The sequence below is a fragment of the Nocardia sp. NBC_01329 genome (genome assembly GCF_035956715.1).
In the GTDB taxonomy this organism is placed as follows: Bacteria; Actinomycetota; Actinomycetes; order Mycobacteriales; family Mycobacteriaceae; genus Nocardia.
Genome location: NZ_CP108381.1, coordinates 3,018,165 through 3,035,723, shown reverse-complemented (window position 1 = coordinate 3,035,723; position 17,559 = coordinate 3,018,165). Strand labels below are relative to the sequence as shown.

Genomic DNA, 17,559 nt, shown 5'->3' with positions numbered 1-17,559 from the left:
CGGTCCGCGATGCGTTTTCAGGCGGCGGCACGCATCGCGCCACGGAGGGTTTGCCGAATCCAGCACAACATTCTCCCCACGCACGTACCGGGACCGACTCGAGCATCCCGGGCACAACCGAAAGGACTTCAATGACAGGGACCCAACGGACGGCTATCGTGACCGGCGCGGCCCGCGGCATCGGCGCCGCCATTGCCCTACGCCTGGCCCGGGACGGTTTCGCGGTTGGCATCGTAGATCTCCACGCCGACCAGTGCGCCCAGACGGTGGCGGCCATCGAGGAGATCGGCGGTCGTGCTGTCGCAGCCGGGGCCGATGTCAGCCGGCCCGATCAAGCCGCCGACGCGGTCGAGCACATCAACGACCAGCTCGGTGGTGCCCTCGTGCTGATCAACAACGCCGGTGTCACGCGCGACAATCTGCTGTTCAAGATGACCGACGACGATTGGGACAGTGTCATGGAGGTCCATCTGCGCGGATCTTTCCTGATGGCCCGCGCCGCTCAGCGCTGCATGGTCGACGCCGGCTGGGGCCGGATTGTCAATATCTCCAGTACCTCTGCTCTCGGCAGCCGGGGCCAGGTCAACTACTCTGCCGCCAAAGCGGGCCTACAGGGCTTCACCAAGTCCCTCTCGGTCGAGTTGGGCAAGTTCGGTATCACTGCCAACGCTGTCGCTCCGGGATTCGTCGTCACCGATATGACCCGTGCTTCTGCGGAAAGGATCGGGATTTCTTTCGAGGAACAGGTCGAGAAGGCAGTGGCACGCCTCGCAGTCGGTCGGCCGGGGCGGCCGGAAGACGTTGCCAACGCGGTGTCCTACTTCGTCAGCGACGAAGCGGAATTCGTCTCCGGGCAGGTGCTCTACGTCGCCGGCGGACCCCGCGGATGATGCGGGTATTCGAAAGTGTCGACGATCTTCTCGCGGCGCGCGGCGAGGAGGTCGGATCCAGTGACTGGCTGACCGTAACTCAGGAGCAGATCGATCGGTTCGCCGATGCGACTTTCGATCATCAGTGGATCCATGTGGACCCGGTGCGTGCGGCCGAGGGCCCGTTCGGGACGCCGATCGCGCACGGGTACCTTACCCTGAGCCTGCTACCTCATCTAATGGCGCAGATCTCCCGTATCGAGAATGCCGAAATGCGAATCAACTACGGCTTGAACAAGGTTCGTTTCCCGCGGCCTGTCCCCGTGGGATCCCGCGTTCGGGCGAGCTCGACGATTCTCGACGTCGACGTGCGGGAGCAGCACGTACAAGTGGTTACGCAGGTCACCGTCGAAATAGAAGGAGAAAGCAAGCCGGCATGCGTGGCCGAGACGGTGGCTCGCATCGTACTGGGGCGCCGATAGGTTCAGCGCTAGAAGTGATCCCGATCTGGAGTGGCGTCCGGCCGGAAATCGAATCCGAACAGCGTCGGGCGGGCTACCAGCCCGCCCGACGCTCAGTTTTTCTATCCGCTCTGACCCGCAGCTGTCAGCGCCTCGCCGAATGAGATCGCTTTCCGACGAGCAGCGGCCACAAGCCATGGGATCCTGCGGATACTGCGCGGCGGCCCAACTCGGTCGACCAATAGTTCTCGTTGCCCGCCTCATCCCGCCAGGCCCACAACCGGGTGGTGCTGTAGTGCAGTGGATGCTCATCAGTGAATCCGATGGCCCCATGGACCTGATGTGCCAGCGAACTCACCAGGCCGGCTACCTGGCCCGCGACGGCCTTCGCCGCAGCGACAGCCACGTCCGGATCGTCCTCGGTGTCGAGAGCGAGTGCCGCTGCCTCGACTGCGACCTTGGCCAGGAGTACTTCACCGGCCATGGCGGCGAGATGCTGTTGAACGGCCTGAAACCCCGCGATCGGCCTGCCGAACTGTTCGCGCTCGCCCGCGTAGGTGACAGCGAGTTCCAGGGCGCGGCGGGCAGCGCCGGCGATATGCGCCGCGCGGGCGAGCGCGGCGCGGGTGCGAAATCCCCGATCCGAGATCCCGGACTCCACAGTGACATCGTGTACCCGGACGAGCGGGACGGAGGTGGCGATCGATATATCGTCGCGTGGCTCACCGGCGAGGTTGGTTCCTTCGCGAACACGGAAGTCGTCGCGGTGCAACAAGACCACTCGGCCGGCGCCGAGTACGACAACGTGGTCGACGCAGCGAGCCCAGGGGACCCGCGCGACTGTTCCGTGCACGGACAGATTGTCGTCTTTGCGCTCGAGTCGCAGATCAGAACCGGCGAGGCAGGCGGTCATCGGACCGGATGGCAGCACCGCGCCGCAGTCGGCGAGGAGCCAACCGGCCAGCAACGCGGTTTCGGCCAACGGCACACCGACCGAGTGCTGACCCAGTACTTCCAGCACGGCCACGGCGGTAGAGATGTCGCCGCCGCTACCGCCGTGTTCTTCGGCGACCGATATGGCGGTCACGCCGATCTGTTCCAAAGCCGCCCACAGCCGGGGGTTCCAACCACCGGTCGAAGATGCGGACACCGAGTCGGTACCACCGTGTTTCGCGCACGCCTCACCGACGGCAGCCTCGAGTTCCGCGATGATGTCGTTCACCGCACTCCCAATTGCCTGGCGACGACACCTCGGAGGATTTCGTTGGTACCGCCTCGGAGTGTGAAGCCGGGGCTGTGCAGTATTGATTCGGCCAGCATTCGGGGGATCTCCTGGTCCGAGCCCGAGTCGGGCTCTAGTTCGGTGAGCAGTCGAACGGTGTCGATGACCACGGTCTCGAAACGGGTCCCGAGGTCCTTCACCGTCGCGGCTTCCGCGGCCGGTGCCGCGCCGACCTCTAGTCGACCGGCCACCGCCAACGACATCTGGCGCAAGGCCCAGATCCGGGCGACCACAGCACCGAACCGGGCCATATCGATTCGGCTGCTGTTCTCGGCCAGGTAATCCGTTGCGGCGGCCAGTAAGGGAAAGGTCGACAGGATCCGCTCGGGGCCGCTGCGTTCCATGGCCAGTTCGCTGGTGACCTGCTTCCACCCGGAACCGGGTTCGCCGAGCACGCGCGTATCGGGGACGAAAACGTCGTCCAGGACGACCTCGTTGAAATGGTGTTCGCCGGTGAGTAGACGGATCGGGCGTATCTGCACATTCGGGTCGGGCAGCTCGATGATGAACTGCGTCAAGCCGGCGTGCCGGTCGCTCGAGCGGGGTTCGGTGCGGGCGAGCACAACCATGGCCTGCGCGAGGTGGGCGCCGCTGGTCCACACCTTCGTCCCGCTGACACGCCAACCGCCATCGATTCGGCGGCCGCTGGTACGAACCGACGCCAGATCCGAGCCGGTGTCGGGCTCGCTCATTCCCGCGGCGAAGTAGTACTGCCCCTGGGCGATCAGGGGGAGAAAGGCCTCTTTTTGTTCAGCGGAACCGAACCTCAGCAATCCGGGCCCGGTTTGCCTGTCGGCGATCCAGTGTGCGGCCACCGGTGCGCCGGCGGCGAGTAGCTCCTCGGTGACCACGAACCGAGCCAGGGCGCCCTTTCCCGATCCGCCGTACTTCGTGGGGAAAGTCATGCCGACCCAGCCGCTTTCACCCAACCTACGACTGAATGCCGGGTCCCAGCCGCCGAGCCATTGATCGCAACGTGGCGTGATCCGGCCCATGGCGATCTCTTCTGCCAGGAACGTACGCACGTTCCCGCGCAGGTCTTCGTGCTCCGGTGGAAGTGCCACGGGGTTCAGATTCCACAGATCCATCAGTCGCGCCTCACTATTCGGACTCAACGCACCGCCCACCGGCCGGTATAGACCGGTGCTTCGGACTTGTTCAGGAATGCGCGGTACGCGGCCGGGACGTCCGCCGTCGCCAGATTCACCGCCTGCGCGCGCGCCTCGTTGTCGAGGGCCTCGCGCAAGGTCTGACCGGCGCCCTGATTCAGCAACGCCTTCGATTGAGCGACCGCGATCGGCGGGAGCGCCGCGAGCCGCTCGGCCAACTCCGCGGTGAAACTCCCGAGGGCATCGGCCGACCGCACCCAGGTCACCAGCCCCAGCTCCTGGGCTTGCTCGGCGCTGATCATCTCGGCGAGCAAGGCAAGTCGCTTGGCTTGCTGTAGCCCGATGAGTCGGGGCAGCAGCCAAGATCCCCCGAAGTCCAGCGACAGGCCACGCTTGGTGAAAATCTGCGAGAACCTGGCCGATTCCGCCGCCACGACGAAGTCACAGGCGAGCGCGAGGTTCATACCGGCACCTACCGCGACGCCTTCGACTTTCGCGATCACTGGTTTCGGGAGTTCGTTCAAGGCCAGTGCCACGTGGGTGATCCGGCGCATCCGTACGTTGGGGTGCTCGTCGCGAGCGCCGCTACCGATATCGGCTCCGGCGCAGAAGTTTCCGAGGGCCCCGGTCACGATGACGGCCCGGACCGTGTCGTCTTCGGCCAGGTTCTCCACCGCGTTCTGCAACGAGCGCCAGCCCTGCTGGTCCATCGCGTTCTTGCGGCTGGGCCGGTTGAGGATCACCGTCGCTGTCGTACCGCTGCGGGTTACGAGTACCGCGTCGGTCACGTCGGTAGCCGCTATCGGTTCTGCTGTCATTTCGAGTTCTCTCTGGATCAGCGTCCCCGGAACACCGGTGGACGGCGATCACGGAACGCCGCCATCGCTTCGGCGGAATCGTGGGTGCTGTGGACGACGCCCATATGTGAGGAGATGAGGTCGAGGGCCGTGCGGACATCGGCACGCGCCGACTGGTGGGCTGCGCGTTTGATCATCTGCACATTGATGGGAGGTTGTGCCGCGATTCGCCGCGCGAAGCCCTGCCAGGCCTCGCGGAAATCCTCATCGGCGTAGATGTGGTCGGTGATACCTATGCGGGCGGCTTCTTCGGCGTCGATGAAGTCGCCGGTCCACATCAGTTCGAGTGCTTTGGCCATTCCGACCAGTCGTGGAAGGTAGTAGCAGCCGCCGTCTCCGGGCACGAGTCCGACCCGGATGTAGCCCTGGGACAGTCGCGCCGACCCGGCGACCAGACGGATATCGCACATCAATGCCATGTCCATGCCCGCGCCCACGGCTGCTCCGTTCACAGCGGCGATCACCGGTTTGTCGAGGTCCTCGAGGGCGTAGGCCACTCGGTGGATGCGATCGTGGAGCAGTGATTTGAGGTCGTAGGGATCTTTGATCTTCGCGTTGAACTCCTCGAGGTCGACGCCGGAGCAGAATGCGTCACCTGCGCCGGTGACGACGACGACCCGAACGTCGGGGTCGGTTCGTGCCGATCGCAGTACCTCGGCCCATTGATCGACCATCGCGAAGGTGAATGCGTTCTTCATGTGTGGACGGTTCAGCACGATGGTGCCGATTCCGTCTTCGACAGAATATTCCAGGTCCGCCATTCGACTGTTCCTACCGCGAAGTCGTGTGGATGAGACCGCCGAGGCGGAGGGTCATCTCGGCCGGTGCCGACTGCGCTCGATTGCCTGGTTCCGGGGCCGCAAGCGCTGCTCCTGTGCCGTTCGCGAGTGCGGGAGTCGATCCTGCTACCTGCATTTCAGGGTCCTTTCGTGCTCGAGCGCGCCAGGGCGAGACGCCGATCCGGCCATGTGCCCAGGCGACGGGGTAACACCATGGGCCGACAGAGCAGCCGGGCGTCGGTCGACTCGGTGAGTGGCCCGGCCATACCCGCAAGACTGTGGCCGATGAATCCACCGGGGAATCGGTCGCCGCTGCATCGTGTTCATCGATGAGAGTCCGCACGTTGCGGACCGTGCCCATGTTCACCACCTGTGGTGAAGAGGCCCTCGATATCAATGCAACCTACCGAGTAGAATGTATCGTATCCAGCTTCTGATCTGCAACCCCGAGGGGTCGGGGAGCGCTGCCTCGCTCTTGCTCGGGCGGCGGGCGCGAACTGCGGTATCTCATTTGTCTTCGATGCGGAGTAGGGGGGACGATCATGCGATGAGTCGTCCTGTTATTGCTGAGATCCCGCTCGGTCCCGTGGACATACCCGAGGTGGTCGCGGTGCTCGGCGGTGCCGATGCGGTGACCCCGGTGTGGCGCAACGAGCTGGGGGGTCTGACGTTTCGTCTCGAAGGCGAAGTGGTCAGGTATGTGAAGTGGGTCGCTGCGGGCACACCGGAGATCGACCTGCGCGAGGAAGCGGAGCGGCTGGCTTGGGCGCGGCGGTGGGTGACTGTTCCCGAGGTTATCGAGCACGGTGCCGATGAGCGGGGTGCGTGGCTGGTTACGGCGGAAGTCGCCGGACGTTCTGCGGTAGAACCCCGGTGGATCGCGGAACCGGCGACAGCGACGGCCGCGATCGGGGCAGGGCTGCGTCGGCTGCACGACCGCCTACCTGTGGACCGATGCCCGTTCGACTGGAGCGTCGAAACTCGGCTTGTCCGCGCCGATGAGCGTATCGCCGAGAGGGAGGGGCCGGCCGACCGGTCGCCCGAGTACCGGCATCTGGACGCAGTGGAAGCCCGTGCGCGCATCGGTGATCCGCCGGCGGTCGACCGGCTCGTCGTCTGCCACGGGGATGCGTGTGTTCCCAATACGCTGGTGCACGACGACGGCAGTTTCGCCGCGCACGTGGACCTCGGCTCGCTGGGGGTGGGCGACCGATGGGCCGATCTCGCGGTCGCGGCATGGAGTACGGAGTGGAACTATGGGCCCGGGTACGACGGGATCCTGTACGAGGCGTACGGGGTCGTCCCGGACCTCGAGCGTATCGATTACTACCGCCTGCTGTGGGACATGACCTGAGCATTCTTGCTCTGGTCACCGGCATCGACCCCGCTTTATCGGAGTGCCGGCGGACCCCCGGCAGTCCCGCCGGGAACGAAGCGGCGAGCGATCTGCCGGCCGGAGGGCGGTCGGGCGAATTGCTCAGTCTGCGTCCGACCAGTGGTTCCATCGGGTGATCGTCTCGATGGGAGGGCGTTCGGCGGGCTTGAACTGGTCGCCGATGGTGTACGCGACAGGGATCAACGCGATGGGCGTCATGGTGCGGGGCAACTGCAGAATATCCGCGTACTGCCGTTCGACTTCGGTCTCGAAGGGGGTCGTCAGTACCGAACCCAGGCCGCGAGACCGTAGTGCGAGTTGCAGATTCCAGATCGCTGGAAAGATCGAGCCGTAGAACGCGGCCGGATGTGTGACGGGGGGTCCCTCGGGTCGGCCGGCGACGCAGGGGACGATCAATACGGGAACCCGCGGCAATACCGTGGCCAGGTAACGGGCGCTGTCGTATACGCGCTTGGTCTGTGGGTTGTTCAGTCGTGGATACCGCCGCTCGATTACAGGCAGCGTCCGGCGTGTGTACAGGTCGGCAACTTTCGCGCGCACATCGGGCTCATCCAAGACCAGCCACCGCCATGACTGCTGGTTGCCGGCCGTTGGAGCTTGTACTGCGAGGCGAAGGCATTCGAGAACGACTTCTCGTTCGACAGGCCGCTCGAGATCGAGCCGACGCCGTACCGCCCGGGTCGTGGATAGAAGCTGGTCGGTGATCGAGATATCCATTGAGTCTTCTCTCGGCGGTGTCGGTGTTGCGCGGCCATGCGGGGCGGTGACGCGCGGTTCCGGTAGTGCTCGGCTCCGGTCGGTGCCATCGCTCGCGTCTGCATCGCCCACAGGCGAATCCCACACCCCCCGCGTCCCACATGCAAGCCGCCTGCCGACTCCGCGGCAACCAGGGCGCCGCCGAGAGCTGCCGAAAAACGGGTGACAACCTACCGGGTAGTATGTAATATTGTGCGGGCTCGGGGCACGACGGGAGAAATGGATTCACATGCGCGAAGTCGTCATCGTCGACGCAGTTCGATCGCCTATCGGCAGGCGGAACGGCGGGCTTTCTCGGATGCACTCGAACGAGTTGCTCGGCGATGTCCTCGTCGGGCTTCTCGAGCGGAGCAACCTCACGGGTGAAGAGGTCGACCATGTCGTGGGAGGGTGCGTCCTACAGTTGGGCATGCAGGCCGCGAACGTCACGCGTAACGCATGGCTCAGCGCGGGGCTCCCGCTGGAAGTGCCGGCAGCGACGGTCAACGCCCAGTGCGGTTCCTCGCAGGAGGCCCTGTTGATGGCCCACGCCCAGATTGCAGGTGGGCTCGCCGATATCGCGATCGCCTGTGGTGTCGAGGTGATGAGCCGCATTCCGCTGGGCAGTAACGCGCCACCCGACGGGCCGTACGGCAACCCCCGTGGTGGTAGATACGCGAGCGTCCACGAACCTACGATTCAATTCGAGGGGGCCGACCGGATCGCCGAACGCTGGAACCTCGGCCGCGACGAACTCGATCGGTTCGCGAAGACCTCTCAGGATCGAGCCGCGCGCGCATGGGACCAAAATCGGTTCGGGACTCAGATCGTGCCTGTCGAGGCCCCGGCGGTCGACGACCGCGGCGCGACCGTCGGATTCGAAACGCTCATCCGCGATGAGGGTATCCGGCCGACGACCATCGAGGGTCTGGCCGGGCTGCGTTCCATCCAGTCGGCTCGGGTTCCGGCCGGTCGGCACACCGCGGGCAATTCGTCGCAGGTCTCGGATGGGGCGAGCGCGGTGCTGTTGATGAGCCGCGAGAAGGCGGATGAGCTGGGCCTCCCGGTGCGGGCGCGGATCGTCGATTCGGTCCTTGTCGGCTCCGACCCGGTCTTGATGCTGACAGGTCCGATACCGGCGACCGCGAAGATTCTGGACTGGACGGGCCTTGCGCTGGCCGATCTCGACATCGTCGAGATCAACGAGGCGTTCGCGTCCGTGGTTTGCGCATGGGTCAAGGAGTTCGGCGCCGATACGGATCGGGTGAACGTCAACGGAGGCGCGATCGCGTTGGGGCATCCGGTGGGCGCTACCGGCACGATCTTGATCACCAAGGCGCTGTACGAACTCGAGCGTAGCGGCGGTCGCTACGGGCTGATCACGATGTGCTGTGGGGGCGGGCTGGGAACAGCCACGATCATCGAACGCCTCCGGCCGGAAGTCTGATATCGAAAGCCTCATGTGGACGGATGACGCCTTCGCGGATGTGTTCGGTGAACTCGAGTCCGGCGAGGTGTTCACGCCCACCCTCGAGCGAAGGTGAAAAGTTATGACCCGCAATGTAGTTCGGCCATGGATCACTGGTGAAGCGGTAGATCTGTTCGAGATGGCAAAGAAATTCTTCGATCGTGAAATCCCTGCCAATCGGGAAAAGTGGGAGAAGCAGCACCACGTCGACCGATCCTTCTGGGACAAATGCGGCGAACTCGGTCTGCTGTGCGCCGACATCCCTACCGCCTACGGCGGGGGCGGCGGAAGCTTTCTTCATCAGGCGGCAATCCAGGAAGCGTACGCCCGTCTCGGCGACCGATCCTGGGGCAATACGATTCACAGCGGTGTCGTTGCCGACTACATATATACGCACGGTACAGAGGATCAGCGGCGACGCTGGCTGCCGAGGATGGCCACCGGCGAACTCGTCGGCGCGCTGGCGATGACCGAGCCCTCTGCGGGAACCGATCTCAAGGCGATCCGCACCAGGGCTGTGCGTACGGGTCGCGGGTGGCGCATCGATGGGAGCAAGATCTTCATCACCAACGGTGGCAGCGCCGACCTGGTCATCGTCGCATGCTCCACCGACCCGTCGAAGGGTGCCAAGGGGATCTCCCTCATCGTCGTGGAGACGAAGAACGCTCCCGGTTTCACCCGCGGTAGCGTCCTCGAGAAGCTCGGTCAACACGGAGCGGATACGACCGAACTCTACTTCGACGATGTCGTCGTACCGGAGGAGAATCTGCTCGGTGCGGAGGGTGCCGGATTCGCGATGATGATGGGCAAACTTCCACAGGAACGCCTGATGATCGGTATTACCGCGGTGAATGCCACCGAGCTGGCTGTTGCTGTCACTACTGACTACGTGAAACAGCGAAATGCTTTCGGCGGCCCGCTGATGGATAAACAACATATCCGCTTCGAGCTGGCCGAGTGTGCGACGCTCGCGAAAGTCGCGCGTGTTTTCCTGAACGATTGCATGCAAACGCATTTGGCGACCGGGCTCGACCTGCCGACCTCGTCGATGTGCAAGCTCTGGCTCACGGAGATCCAGTGTCAGGTGGTCGACAGGTGTCTTCAGCTGCACGGTGGCTACGGATATATGACCGAGTTCATGATCGCTCGGCTGTACGCCGATGCCCGGGCTCAGCGGATCTACGGCGGCACGAACGAGATTCAAAAAGAGCTGATCGCGCGGTCGCTGTGATGGAGCGGGAAAGAAAGCATACCAGCCGGTCTTGACGCTACATCCTACGTAGTAGTATGTTGTGATTCCAGCTACGGTAGGAACTTTTCGTCGACTATCCTGGTCGCCAATAATCTGCCGGTCGTAATCGGTTTCTTCGGTCGAAGAAAAACAGAATCGCGATGATCTCCGCGCTCATCGCATTGTCCTCGAAGGCGGGCTACTCAATGACAATACGGCGGGCTCTCGACGACATTGTCGTGCTGGATCTCAGTCAGGTGTACAACGGTCCCTACTGCACCATGTTGCTGGCTCAGCTCGGCGCGGAGGTCATCAAGATCGAACCGTTCGGCGGTGAGCCTGTACGGTGGCGGGTCGTCGGTGAACAGCAGACTGCCGCGTTCGATCTGCTGAACGGCGGAAAGAAGAGCTTGCGGCTGAATCTCAAGCATCCGCACGGTCGCCGCATCTTCCTGCAACTGGTCGAGCTCGCGGATGTGGTCGTCGAGAATTTCAGCCCCGGGACCCTGCAGCGGCTCTCTCTCGGCTACGACGTCCTGGCCCAGACCAACGAACGAATCATCCTCGCATCCGGGCGAGGGTACGGCGCGGGTACTCCCCAGGCCGAGCAGCGCGCGATGGATCTGACGATTCAGGCCGTGACCGGAGTCATGGCGACCACGGGTCAGCCCGACCAGCCGCCGACCAAAGCCGGTCCCGCGGTCGCGGACTTCTTCGGCGGTACCCACCTGATGGGAGCGATCGTCGCGGCGTTGTATCAGCGCACAGTGTCCGGTCGAGGCCAGCACGTCGAGGTTGCGATGCAGGACGCTGTCGTCCCATCGCTGACTTCGAGCATCGCCGGCTATCTCGACAGCGGCGGGAGCCTTCCCGAGCGAACCGGAAACAAGCACAGTGGATTGGCGGTGAGCCCCTACAACGTCTATCCAGCAGCGGACGGCTGGGTGGCGATCTTGTGCATGACCGACACGCACTGGAAATCGCTCTGCCGGCTGATGGAGCGGGGGGATCTCGCCGAAGACCCTGCGTTCGCGTCGCCGCCCGCCCGGGTGGCGCAGATGGACGAACTCGATGCGATCGTCGCCGGTTGGACCGCGAAAGTCGCCCGGGGAGATCTGGTCCATCGGTTGCAGAGCGCGGCTGTGCCCTGTGCGGAGGTACTCGGCTTGTCCGACGTGATGTCGGGGCCGCTCGTCGGTCCCGACGGGATGATCAGGCCGGTTCGTGATTCAGCCGGGCGGGAGTCCTACGTGTTCGGTAGTCCGTTGCGTCTCACTGCGTCGGCGTCTGTGCCGGCTACCGGCGCGCCCGGCCTCGGCGCCCACACCGAGGAGGTCTTGCGAGAGCAACTGGGTATGGACACCGCCGAAGTTTCGCAGTTGCGTGATGAGAACGTCGTTTAGGAGAAACCATGCCTGTCGATGAGGCACTGCTGGAGTCGATCCGCACCAGTATCGGTATCGAAATCAGCCACTCGATCGGGCCGATCACAGCTCTGATGATCCGGCGATACGCGCGGGCGATCGGTGAGACGAACCCGCTGTACTACGACACCGAATACGCGCGCAGCCGCGGGCACGCGGACATCGTGGCACCACCGAATCTGGTCACTGCGGTGAGCCGCTGGGACGAAGGCCCCGCTGAGCAGGATCTTCGTGAAGACGGCGTCCCGAAGGAAGTGCAACTGGAAGGTCTCCCCACCAGCGGCGTGCGGGTGATGGGCGGGGGTGAAGATATGGAATTCCACGTACCCATCACCGCCGGAACCACGATTGTCGAGCGATCGACGATGATCAGCGCCGAACTGCTCGAGGGGAGAAAAGGGCAATTCATCGTCGTCAGCTACCGGCACGAGTTCATAGATGAAGCCGGAAAGAAATTGCTGACATCGACACGAAAGGTCCTGCTCCGATGAAGAGCCCGATCTCTTTCACCCATCACGCTCCACGATTCGACGCGGTCCGTATCGGTGACCGACTGCCGGAAATTCGCCATACGCCGACGCGGATGCAATTGTTCAGGTACAGCGCAGTGACCTGGAATACCCATCGGATTCATTTCGACCCCGACTACGCCGTAGTCGAAGGGTACCCGGATGTTCTCGTGCAGTCGCATCTCCACGGTGCCTTCCTGGTGGGTTTGTGCACCGAATGGATGGGCGCTGGTGGCCATTTGGCGAGGCTCGCGGTCACCGTGCGGCGCTACGCGGTCCCTGGCGACACCCTCATCTGTAGTGGTGTGATCGCAGGTCTCGAACGACTCGATGGAGACAAGGGCGTCGTTCATCTCGACCTCAGAGAGACTCGGGAATCCGACGACGCGGTGTGTGCAGTAGCGACCGCCTCTGTCGCACTACCGCTGCAATCATGAAGGATTATACGAAAAGGTGAAAATGTCGGATTCTCGCGAAATCCTCCGAATCGGTAACTGTTCGGGATATTATGGCGATCGTTTCTCCGCTGCTCGGGAGATGGTCGAGGGCGGCCCCCTGGATGTTCTGACCGGGGATTACCTCGCCGAACTCACGATGCTGATTCTGTGGAAGAGTCGGCTGCGCGATTCGACCGGTGGCTACGCGACGACCTTTCTCCGGCAGATGGAGCACATCCTCGGGACCTGCCTGGATCGCAATATCAAGGTCGTCACAAATGCCGGTGGGCTCAACCCCGGCGGACTCGCGCTCGAGCTGGGCCGGTTGGCCGAGAGACTCGGCCTCGGACCCAGCATCGCGCACATCGAAGGCGACGACCTCCTCGCTCGGATCCCGAGTCTGCAGCAGCAGGGTCACAGCTTCCGCCACCTCGGCTCGGGGAAGAGCCTCGACGAGGAGGGTGTCGAGCCGGTCACCGCGAATGCCTACCTTGGCGCCTGGGGGATAGCCGAAGCGCTCCGGGCGGGCGCCGATATCGTCGTGTGCCCCAGGGTGACCGATGCATCGCTGGTGGTCGGTCCCGCGGCCTGGGCATTCGACTGGAAGCTCGACGACTGGGATCAGCTCGCCGGTGCTGTCGTAGCGGGGCACATCCTCGAATGCGGGCCGCAGGCGACGGGCGGCAACTTCTCTTTCTTCACAGAGCTGCCGAACACCACACGCCTGGGTTACCCGCTGGCAGAAATCGAAGCCGACGGCTCCTGTGTGATCACCAAACACCCCGGCACAGGTGGTGCGGTGACAGTCGAGACCGTGACCGCGCAGATCCTCTACGAAATCGCCGCGCCAGAGTACCTCAACCCTGACGTCGTCGCCCGATTCGAGACCATCCAGCTGGCCGACGACGGCCCCGACCGAGTGAAGGTCAGCGGAGTGCGCGGTCTTCCCGCACCCGATACCGCCAAGGTCTGCCTCAACTACCACGGTGGCTACCGCAACAGCGCCACGTTCATCCTCACCGGGCTCGATATCGAAGCCAAGGCCGACTTCGCCGTCCGCTCTCTCGACGATGCCTTCGGCGGGCTGAACAGTTGCGCCGAGACCGACATCCGGCTGTTGCGCACCGACACTCCGAACGCATCCGATAATTTCGACGCGGAGGCCCGACTGCGAGTGACAGTGAAAGACCCCGACAAAGAGAAAGTGGGACGCCGCTTCTTCAACGCCGTCGCAGAATTCGGTCTCGGGACATACCCCGGTATGTATGTCGAGCGGGCCGAACGCTCGGCCAGCGCCTTCGGCATCTACTGGCCGGCTCTGGTACCGGTCGATGTACTGGATCCCCGAGTCGTATTCCAGGATGGGGAGAGCCTGGCGGTACCGCGTCCGCCCAGCCAGAAGTACGAGGCCCCCGGCAGGGACGCACCGTCCACCTATCGGGTGGGCGAGCATCATGAAATGGTTGCCGTCCCGCTGGGCCGAATCGTCGGAGCGCGATCCGGAGACAAGGGGGGAGACGCCAATATCGGCTTCTGGGCACGGACGGACGAAGCTTACGACTGGATGCGGAGCTATCTCGACGTAGCGCGCCTGCACAGCCTGCTACCCGAGGCCGACGAGTTGGACATCGAGCGATACGAACTCCCCAACATCCGGGCCGTCAACTTCGTGGTCCACGGTCTGCTCGATGAAGGAGTCGCCGCGACAACACGGCCGGATCCACAGGCCAAGGGGTTGGCCGAGTACGTGCGTTCACGCCGCGTGGACATTCCACGGTCTCTCCTCCCGAACACCTACTCGTCCGTCGACGACCATTCCGAAAAGGCGGCAGCACAATGAGTATTTTCATGAGCAAGGCATGGACGCCGCTCACCGGAGAGAACCTCGCGGAGGTGCCCGCGTCGGTCGGTGTGTTCGAGGTATCGGACGGAAACGAAACGATCGCGATCGACTTTGCGGGTGGACGGAGCCTGTTCGGCTTGCGGGGTTCGCTCGAGGAATGGCTCGGCAAGCAGGCCGGATTGTCGTTCCGGTACGAGCGGACCAACGCCTACCTTTCCCGCTATCGCGAACTGGTCCAGGTGTTCACGAACGAATTCGGCTCGCCTCCTCGGAATCTGGTGGGCACGGACGCACCGACCGGACGTATCCGGCCGAATCAGCACTGAAGGAGAAATCATGGGCTTTACCATCACCGACGTCCAACGCGACCTGCTCGAGAACGTGAGGCGGTTCGTCCGCACCGAGATCTTGCCGCTGGAGCTGGAACTCGACCCCGACGAGAGCGAACTGAGTGCTTCGGCACTGGCACCCCTGGTCGCGAAGACGAAACAGATGGGCCTGTACAACCTCGAAGCGCCGGAGGAACTCGGCGGCGCCGGCGCGGACACCGTGACCCGCACGCTGCTGGCCATGGAGATGGCGCAGCATCGCGCGGGCTTGTACTCACCGTGCTACGCCGCATTCGGCCAACAGGATATGGCGCAGCTGTACGAGGCGACCGACGAGCAGAAGGAACGGTATCTGTACCCGATCCTGCGCGGCGAGAAGAAGTCGTTCTTCGCGCTCACCGAAGCGTCCGGCGGCAGCGACCCCGCTCGGTCGATCCAAACCCGAGCCAAGCGCGACGGCTCGGGCTGGATCATCAACGGCAGCAAGGTATTCATCAGCGGCGCGGACAACGCCGATTTCGGTCTGGTCTTCGCCCGCACCGGCGATCCGGGATCCGGGCGCGACGGCATCACCTGCTTCATCGTCGATTCCGATACCCCCGGGTTCTCTGTTCGGCGAGTGATCCACACACTGCGGTCCGGCCACTACCCGACCGAGCTGACGTTCGAGGACATGCGAGTACCGGCCGAGGCGGTGCTCGGTGAAGTCGGCGGAGGCTTCGCACTGGCGAGCGAGCGTCTCACCAAGAATCGGATCCCGTACGCGGCCGGCTGCGTGGGTGTCGCGATGGCAGCGCACCGCATGGCGGTCGAGTACGTGGGTACCCGTTCGGTCTTCGGCGCGAAACTCTCCGAACACGAGGGGATCCAGTGGATGCTCGTCGAGAACGAGATCGATCTTCGATCCGCGGCCTTCATGGTGCTCGACGCTGCCGAACGCGCTGACAGCGGGCAGTCGTTCCGCACCGAAGTGGCCACTGCCAAGATAGTTGCGACCGAGGCGGCGGGCCGAGTGGTCGACCGTGCCATCCAGATTCACGGCGGGTACGGGGTGACGAAGGATCTGCCCCTCGAGCGTTGGTATCGCGAACTCCGGATCCGTCGGATCGGAGAGGGCACCACCGAAACCCAGAAGATGATCATCAGCCGTGATCTCCTTCGCGGCCGTTACAAGGGCTTGCTCGACCGATGATGCCAGGTACGCGATGACACCGGATGAACAGCGTGTACGGGCGCTATTGGATCTCGTCGGCTTGATAACGGATGCCGGTGAATTGGCATCCCTCGCAGCCGACTACCCCCTGCTGCGGGATCAGGTCGATCAGATGCACCGCACGGTGACCGACGGCGTACCGCGCGATACATCTATACCGAAGACGTACCCCGCAGGGGCGTCCGAGGTGCCGTGCCCACCGGGTACCGCGACCACGATCGAGGCGGCTGCCGCATCGCTGCGCGATGGAACGATCTCGGCATCGGAACTGCTGACGGCCGTATTCGCGCGCATCGATCTCCGTAACGAGGTGCTGGGGGCATACGTCCGCACCTTTCGGGAGACGGCGTTCGAGGCCGCGGAGCGGGCGGATCGGGAGCTGGCCGCGGGCCTGGACCGCGGCCCGCTGCACGGGATTCCGCTCAACGTAAAAGACGTCATCGCGACGGTCGAAGGCCCTACCCTGGCGAATAGCCTCGTCCCGCCACCGCACTGGCAGGGCGACCGCGACGCGACGGTCGTGGCACGGCTGAGGAAGGCCGGAGCGATCGTCATCGGTAAGACGACGACCAACGAGTTCGCTCTCGGGCCGAACGACCCTGCCAAGGGTTTTCCGATGCCGCGCAACGCGTGGTCGACCGATCGTTACGCCGGGGGGTCGAGTTCCGGCCTGGCCGTCGCCGTCGCGTCCGGCATGGCTCTCGGGGGAGTAGGTACGGACACGTCGGGTTCCCTCCGGCACCCTGCCGCGCTGAACGGCGTAACGGGTCTCAAAGTGAGCTCCGGGCGCGTGTCGAAGAGCGGAGTCGTACCGCTCTCCGGGTCGCTGGATACAGTCGGTCCCCTCGCGAGGTCCGCGCGGGACTGCGCCCTGCTGCTGCAGGCGATGGCCGGCTACGACCCGAGCGACCCTGAGTCGAGTCGGCAGCCGGTGCCGCAGTATCTGGACGCGATGGACGGTACTGTGCGGGATCTGCGGATCGGCTGGCCCAAGGACTATTTCTTCAGTGAGGGAAACGTCTCCGACCCGGTCCGGCTCGGGGTGATCGCTGCGATCTCCGGCTTGCGAGAGGCCGGCGCGACCGTCAGGGAGGTATCCCTACCCAGCGCCGACCTGGCGAAACTTGCGAGCACGCTCGTGCTTCTCAGCGAGGGGTTGGCCTATCACCGGGACAGTTTGGTCGCTCGGTGGGCCGACTACGGGATATACCTGAGGGGGCTGCTCGCTCGTGGCGCTCTCTTCACCGCCGCGGACTATGTCCAGGCCAAGAAGATCGCGACGGTGTTCCGGCGCGAGGTGTTCGAGGCAATGCGGGACTGCGACGTGCTGATCTTGCCGACCATGCCGACCGGGGCGCGGCTACTCGACGAAACCGACCCCACGATGATGGATCGCTGGTCGAGTGCATCGTTCATGTCGCAATGGAGCCTCATCGGACTCCCGTCGTGCGCCGTTCCGGTCGGACTCGACCGGGCCGGCATGCCCGTCTCGATGCAGATCATCGGCCGGGCGTTCGATGAGAGCACGGTCCTACGCGTCGCCGATGCCTATCAGCGAACAACGAGCTTCCACCTGGCGGTTCCGGCCGAGCAGGACGGTTGAGCGACTTTCGAAAA

Annotated in this window: 17 protein-coding genes; 12 read left to right on the top strand and 5 right to left on the bottom strand. The window is 64.1% G+C overall.

The window, feature by feature from the left end; genetic code table 11:
* The first annotated feature begins 131 nt into the window (after nucleotides 1-131).
* Nucleotides 132-890: a 3-oxoacyl-ACP reductase FabG gene (fabG, locus tag OG405_RS13785; protein WP_327152027.1), complete on the top strand. Its 759-nt coding sequence runs from the start codon at nucleotides 132-134 to the stop codon at nucleotides 888-890.
* Nucleotides 890-1,351, top strand: coding sequence for a MaoC family dehydratase (locus OG405_RS13780; RefSeq protein WP_327152330.1), 462 nt, complete (start codon nucleotides 890-892; stop codon nucleotides 1,349-1,351). The genes fabG and OG405_RS13780 overlap by 1 nt, the downstream gene beginning before the upstream one ends.
* A gap of 124 nt (nucleotides 1,352-1,475) precedes the next feature.
* Here OG405_RS13780 and OG405_RS13775 read toward each other — a convergent pair whose 3' ends face one another.
* Genes OG405_RS13775 through OG405_RS13760 form a run of 4 tightly spaced genes read right to left on the bottom strand, consistent with a single transcriptional unit; the run spans nucleotide 1,476 to nucleotide 5,339 of the window.
* Entirely contained in the window at nucleotides 1,476-2,552 is a 1,077-nt protein-coding gene (locus tag OG405_RS13775) for an acyl-CoA dehydrogenase family protein (protein WP_327152026.1), read from the bottom strand.
* Entirely contained in the window at nucleotides 2,549-3,700 is a 1,152-nt protein-coding gene (locus tag OG405_RS13770; protein ID WP_327152025.1) for an acyl-CoA dehydrogenase family protein, read from the bottom strand. The genes OG405_RS13775 and OG405_RS13770 overlap by 4 nt, the downstream gene beginning before the upstream one ends.
* 23 nt (nucleotides 3,701-3,723) lie before the next feature.
* The gene (locus tag OG405_RS13765) at nucleotides 3,724-4,539 is read right to left on the bottom strand and encodes an enoyl-CoA hydratase/isomerase family protein (protein WP_327152024.1); all 816 of its coding nucleotides are present in this window, start codon (nucleotides 4,537-4,539) and stop codon (nucleotides 3,724-3,726) included.
* Between the two features lie 17 nt (nucleotides 4,540-4,556).
* Complete coding sequence (locus OG405_RS13760; protein ID WP_327152023.1) at nucleotides 4,557-5,339, bottom strand: enoyl-CoA hydratase/isomerase family protein; 783 nt, start codon at nucleotides 5,337-5,339, stop codon at nucleotides 4,557-4,559.
* A 565-nt stretch (nucleotides 5,340-5,904) separates the two neighbouring features.
* Here OG405_RS13760 and OG405_RS13755 point away from each other — a divergent pair.
* Nucleotides 5,905-6,711, top strand: a complete 807-nt coding sequence (locus tag OG405_RS13755) for an aminoglycoside 3'-phosphotransferase (RefSeq protein WP_327152022.1) — start codon at nucleotides 5,905-5,907, stop codon at nucleotides 6,709-6,711.
* A gap of 123 nt (nucleotides 6,712-6,834) precedes the next feature.
* Here the strand turns inward: OG405_RS13755 and OG405_RS13750 are convergent, their stop codons facing one another.
* Nucleotides 6,835-7,470, bottom strand: coding sequence for a nitroreductase family protein (locus OG405_RS13750; protein WP_327152021.1), 636 nt, complete (start codon nucleotides 7,468-7,470; stop codon nucleotides 6,835-6,837).
* Between the two features lie 268 nt (nucleotides 7,471-7,738).
* Between OG405_RS13750 and OG405_RS13745 the strand changes: the two genes are divergently transcribed.
* The 9 genes from OG405_RS13745 (at nucleotide 7,739) to OG405_RS13705 (ending at nucleotide 17,545) form a co-directional block, all read left to right on the top strand.
* The gene (locus tag OG405_RS13745; RefSeq protein ID WP_327152020.1) at nucleotides 7,739-8,935 is read left to right on the top strand and encodes an acetyl-CoA C-acyltransferase; all 1,197 of its coding nucleotides are present in this window, start codon (nucleotides 7,739-7,741) and stop codon (nucleotides 8,933-8,935) included.
* Nucleotides 8,936-9,038: 103 nt separating this feature from the next.
* Nucleotides 9,039-10,187 carry an acyl-CoA dehydrogenase family protein gene (locus tag OG405_RS13740; protein WP_327152019.1) on the top strand — a complete coding sequence of 383 codons (1,149 nt, stop codon included), beginning with the start codon at nucleotides 9,039-9,041 and terminating at the stop codon, nucleotides 10,185-10,187.
* 206 nt (nucleotides 10,188-10,393) lie between these two features.
* The gene (locus OG405_RS13735; RefSeq protein ID WP_327152018.1) at nucleotides 10,394-11,590 is read left to right on the top strand and encodes a CaiB/BaiF CoA transferase family protein; all 1,197 of its coding nucleotides are present in this window, start codon (nucleotides 10,394-10,396) and stop codon (nucleotides 11,588-11,590) included.
* Nucleotides 11,591-11,598: 8 nt separating this feature from the next.
* On the top strand, nucleotides 11,599-12,102 hold the full coding sequence (locus OG405_RS13730; RefSeq protein WP_327152017.1) for a MaoC family dehydratase: 504 nt from the start codon (nucleotides 11,599-11,601) through the stop codon (nucleotides 12,100-12,102).
* Nucleotides 12,099-12,557, top strand: coding sequence for an acyl dehydratase (locus tag OG405_RS13725; protein WP_327152016.1), 459 nt, complete (start codon nucleotides 12,099-12,101; stop codon nucleotides 12,555-12,557). The genes OG405_RS13730 and OG405_RS13725 overlap by 4 nt, the downstream gene beginning before the upstream one ends.
* A 22-nt stretch (nucleotides 12,558-12,579) precedes the next feature.
* On the top strand, nucleotides 12,580-14,397 hold the full coding sequence (locus OG405_RS13720; RefSeq protein WP_327152015.1) for an acyclic terpene utilization AtuA family protein: 1,818 nt from the start codon (nucleotides 12,580-12,582) through the stop codon (nucleotides 14,395-14,397).
* A gap of 8 nt (nucleotides 14,398-14,405) precedes the next feature.
* Complete coding sequence (locus tag OG405_RS13715) at nucleotides 14,406-14,726, top strand: DUF7508 domain-containing protein (protein ID WP_327152014.1); 321 nt, start codon at nucleotides 14,406-14,408, stop codon at nucleotides 14,724-14,726.
* A gap of 10 nt (nucleotides 14,727-14,736) precedes the next feature.
* Nucleotides 14,737-15,921: an acyl-CoA dehydrogenase family protein gene (locus OG405_RS13710; RefSeq protein WP_327152013.1), complete on the top strand. Its 1,185-nt coding sequence runs from the start codon at nucleotides 14,737-14,739 to the stop codon at nucleotides 15,919-15,921.
* A 13-nt stretch (nucleotides 15,922-15,934) separates the two neighbouring features.
* Nucleotides 15,935-17,545: an amidase gene (locus OG405_RS13705; RefSeq protein ID WP_327152012.1), complete on the top strand. Its 1,611-nt coding sequence runs from the start codon at nucleotides 15,935-15,937 to the stop codon at nucleotides 17,543-17,545.
* Nucleotides 17,546-17,559: the final 14 nt, after the last annotated feature.

Coding starts and splice junctions, on each gene's coding strand:
- OG405_RS13735 (WP_327152018.1), top strand. CDS start 10,394: ATGACAATACGGCGGGCTCTCGACGACATTGTCGTGCTGGATCTCAGT.
- OG405_RS13780 (WP_327152330.1), top strand. CDS start 890: ATGCGGGTATTCGAAAGTGTCGACGATCTTCTCGCGGCGCGCGGCGAG.
- OG405_RS13710 (WP_327152013.1), top strand. CDS start 14,737: ATGGGCTTTACCATCACCGACGTCCAACGCGACCTGCTCGAGAACGTG.
- OG405_RS13705 (WP_327152012.1), top strand. CDS start 15,935: ATGACACCGGATGAACAGCGTGTACGGGCGCTATTGGATCTCGTCGGC.
- OG405_RS13730 (WP_327152017.1), top strand. CDS start 11,599: ATGCCTGTCGATGAGGCACTGCTGGAGTCGATCCGCACCAGTATCGGT.
- OG405_RS13770 (WP_327152025.1), bottom strand. CDS start 3,700: ATGGATCTGTGGAATCTGAACCCCGTGGCACTTCCACCGGAGCACGAA.
- OG405_RS13720 (WP_327152015.1), top strand. CDS start 12,580: ATGTCGGATTCTCGCGAAATCCTCCGAATCGGTAACTGTTCGGGATAT.
- OG405_RS13740 (WP_327152019.1), top strand. CDS start 9,039: ATGACCCGCAATGTAGTTCGGCCATGGATCACTGGTGAAGCGGTAGAT.
- OG405_RS13725 (WP_327152016.1), top strand. CDS start 12,099: ATGAAGAGCCCGATCTCTTTCACCCATCACGCTCCACGATTCGACGCG.
- OG405_RS13715 (WP_327152014.1), top strand. CDS start 14,406: ATGAGCAAGGCATGGACGCCGCTCACCGGAGAGAACCTCGCGGAGGTG.
- OG405_RS13755 (WP_327152022.1), top strand. CDS start 5,905: ATGAGTCGTCCTGTTATTGCTGAGATCCCGCTCGGTCCCGTGGACATA.
- fabG (WP_327152027.1), top strand. CDS start 132: ATGACAGGGACCCAACGGACGGCTATCGTGACCGGCGCGGCCCGCGGC.
- OG405_RS13760 (WP_327152023.1), bottom strand. CDS start 5,339: ATGGCGGACCTGGAATATTCTGTCGAAGACGGAATCGGCACCATCGTG.
- OG405_RS13745 (WP_327152020.1), top strand. CDS start 7,739: ATGCGCGAAGTCGTCATCGTCGACGCAGTTCGATCGCCTATCGGCAGG.
- OG405_RS13765 (WP_327152024.1), bottom strand. CDS start 4,539: ATGACAGCAGAACCGATAGCGGCTACCGACGTGACCGACGCGGTACTC.
- OG405_RS13750 (WP_327152021.1), bottom strand. CDS start 7,470: ATGGATATCTCGATCACCGACCAGCTTCTATCCACGACCCGGGCGGTA.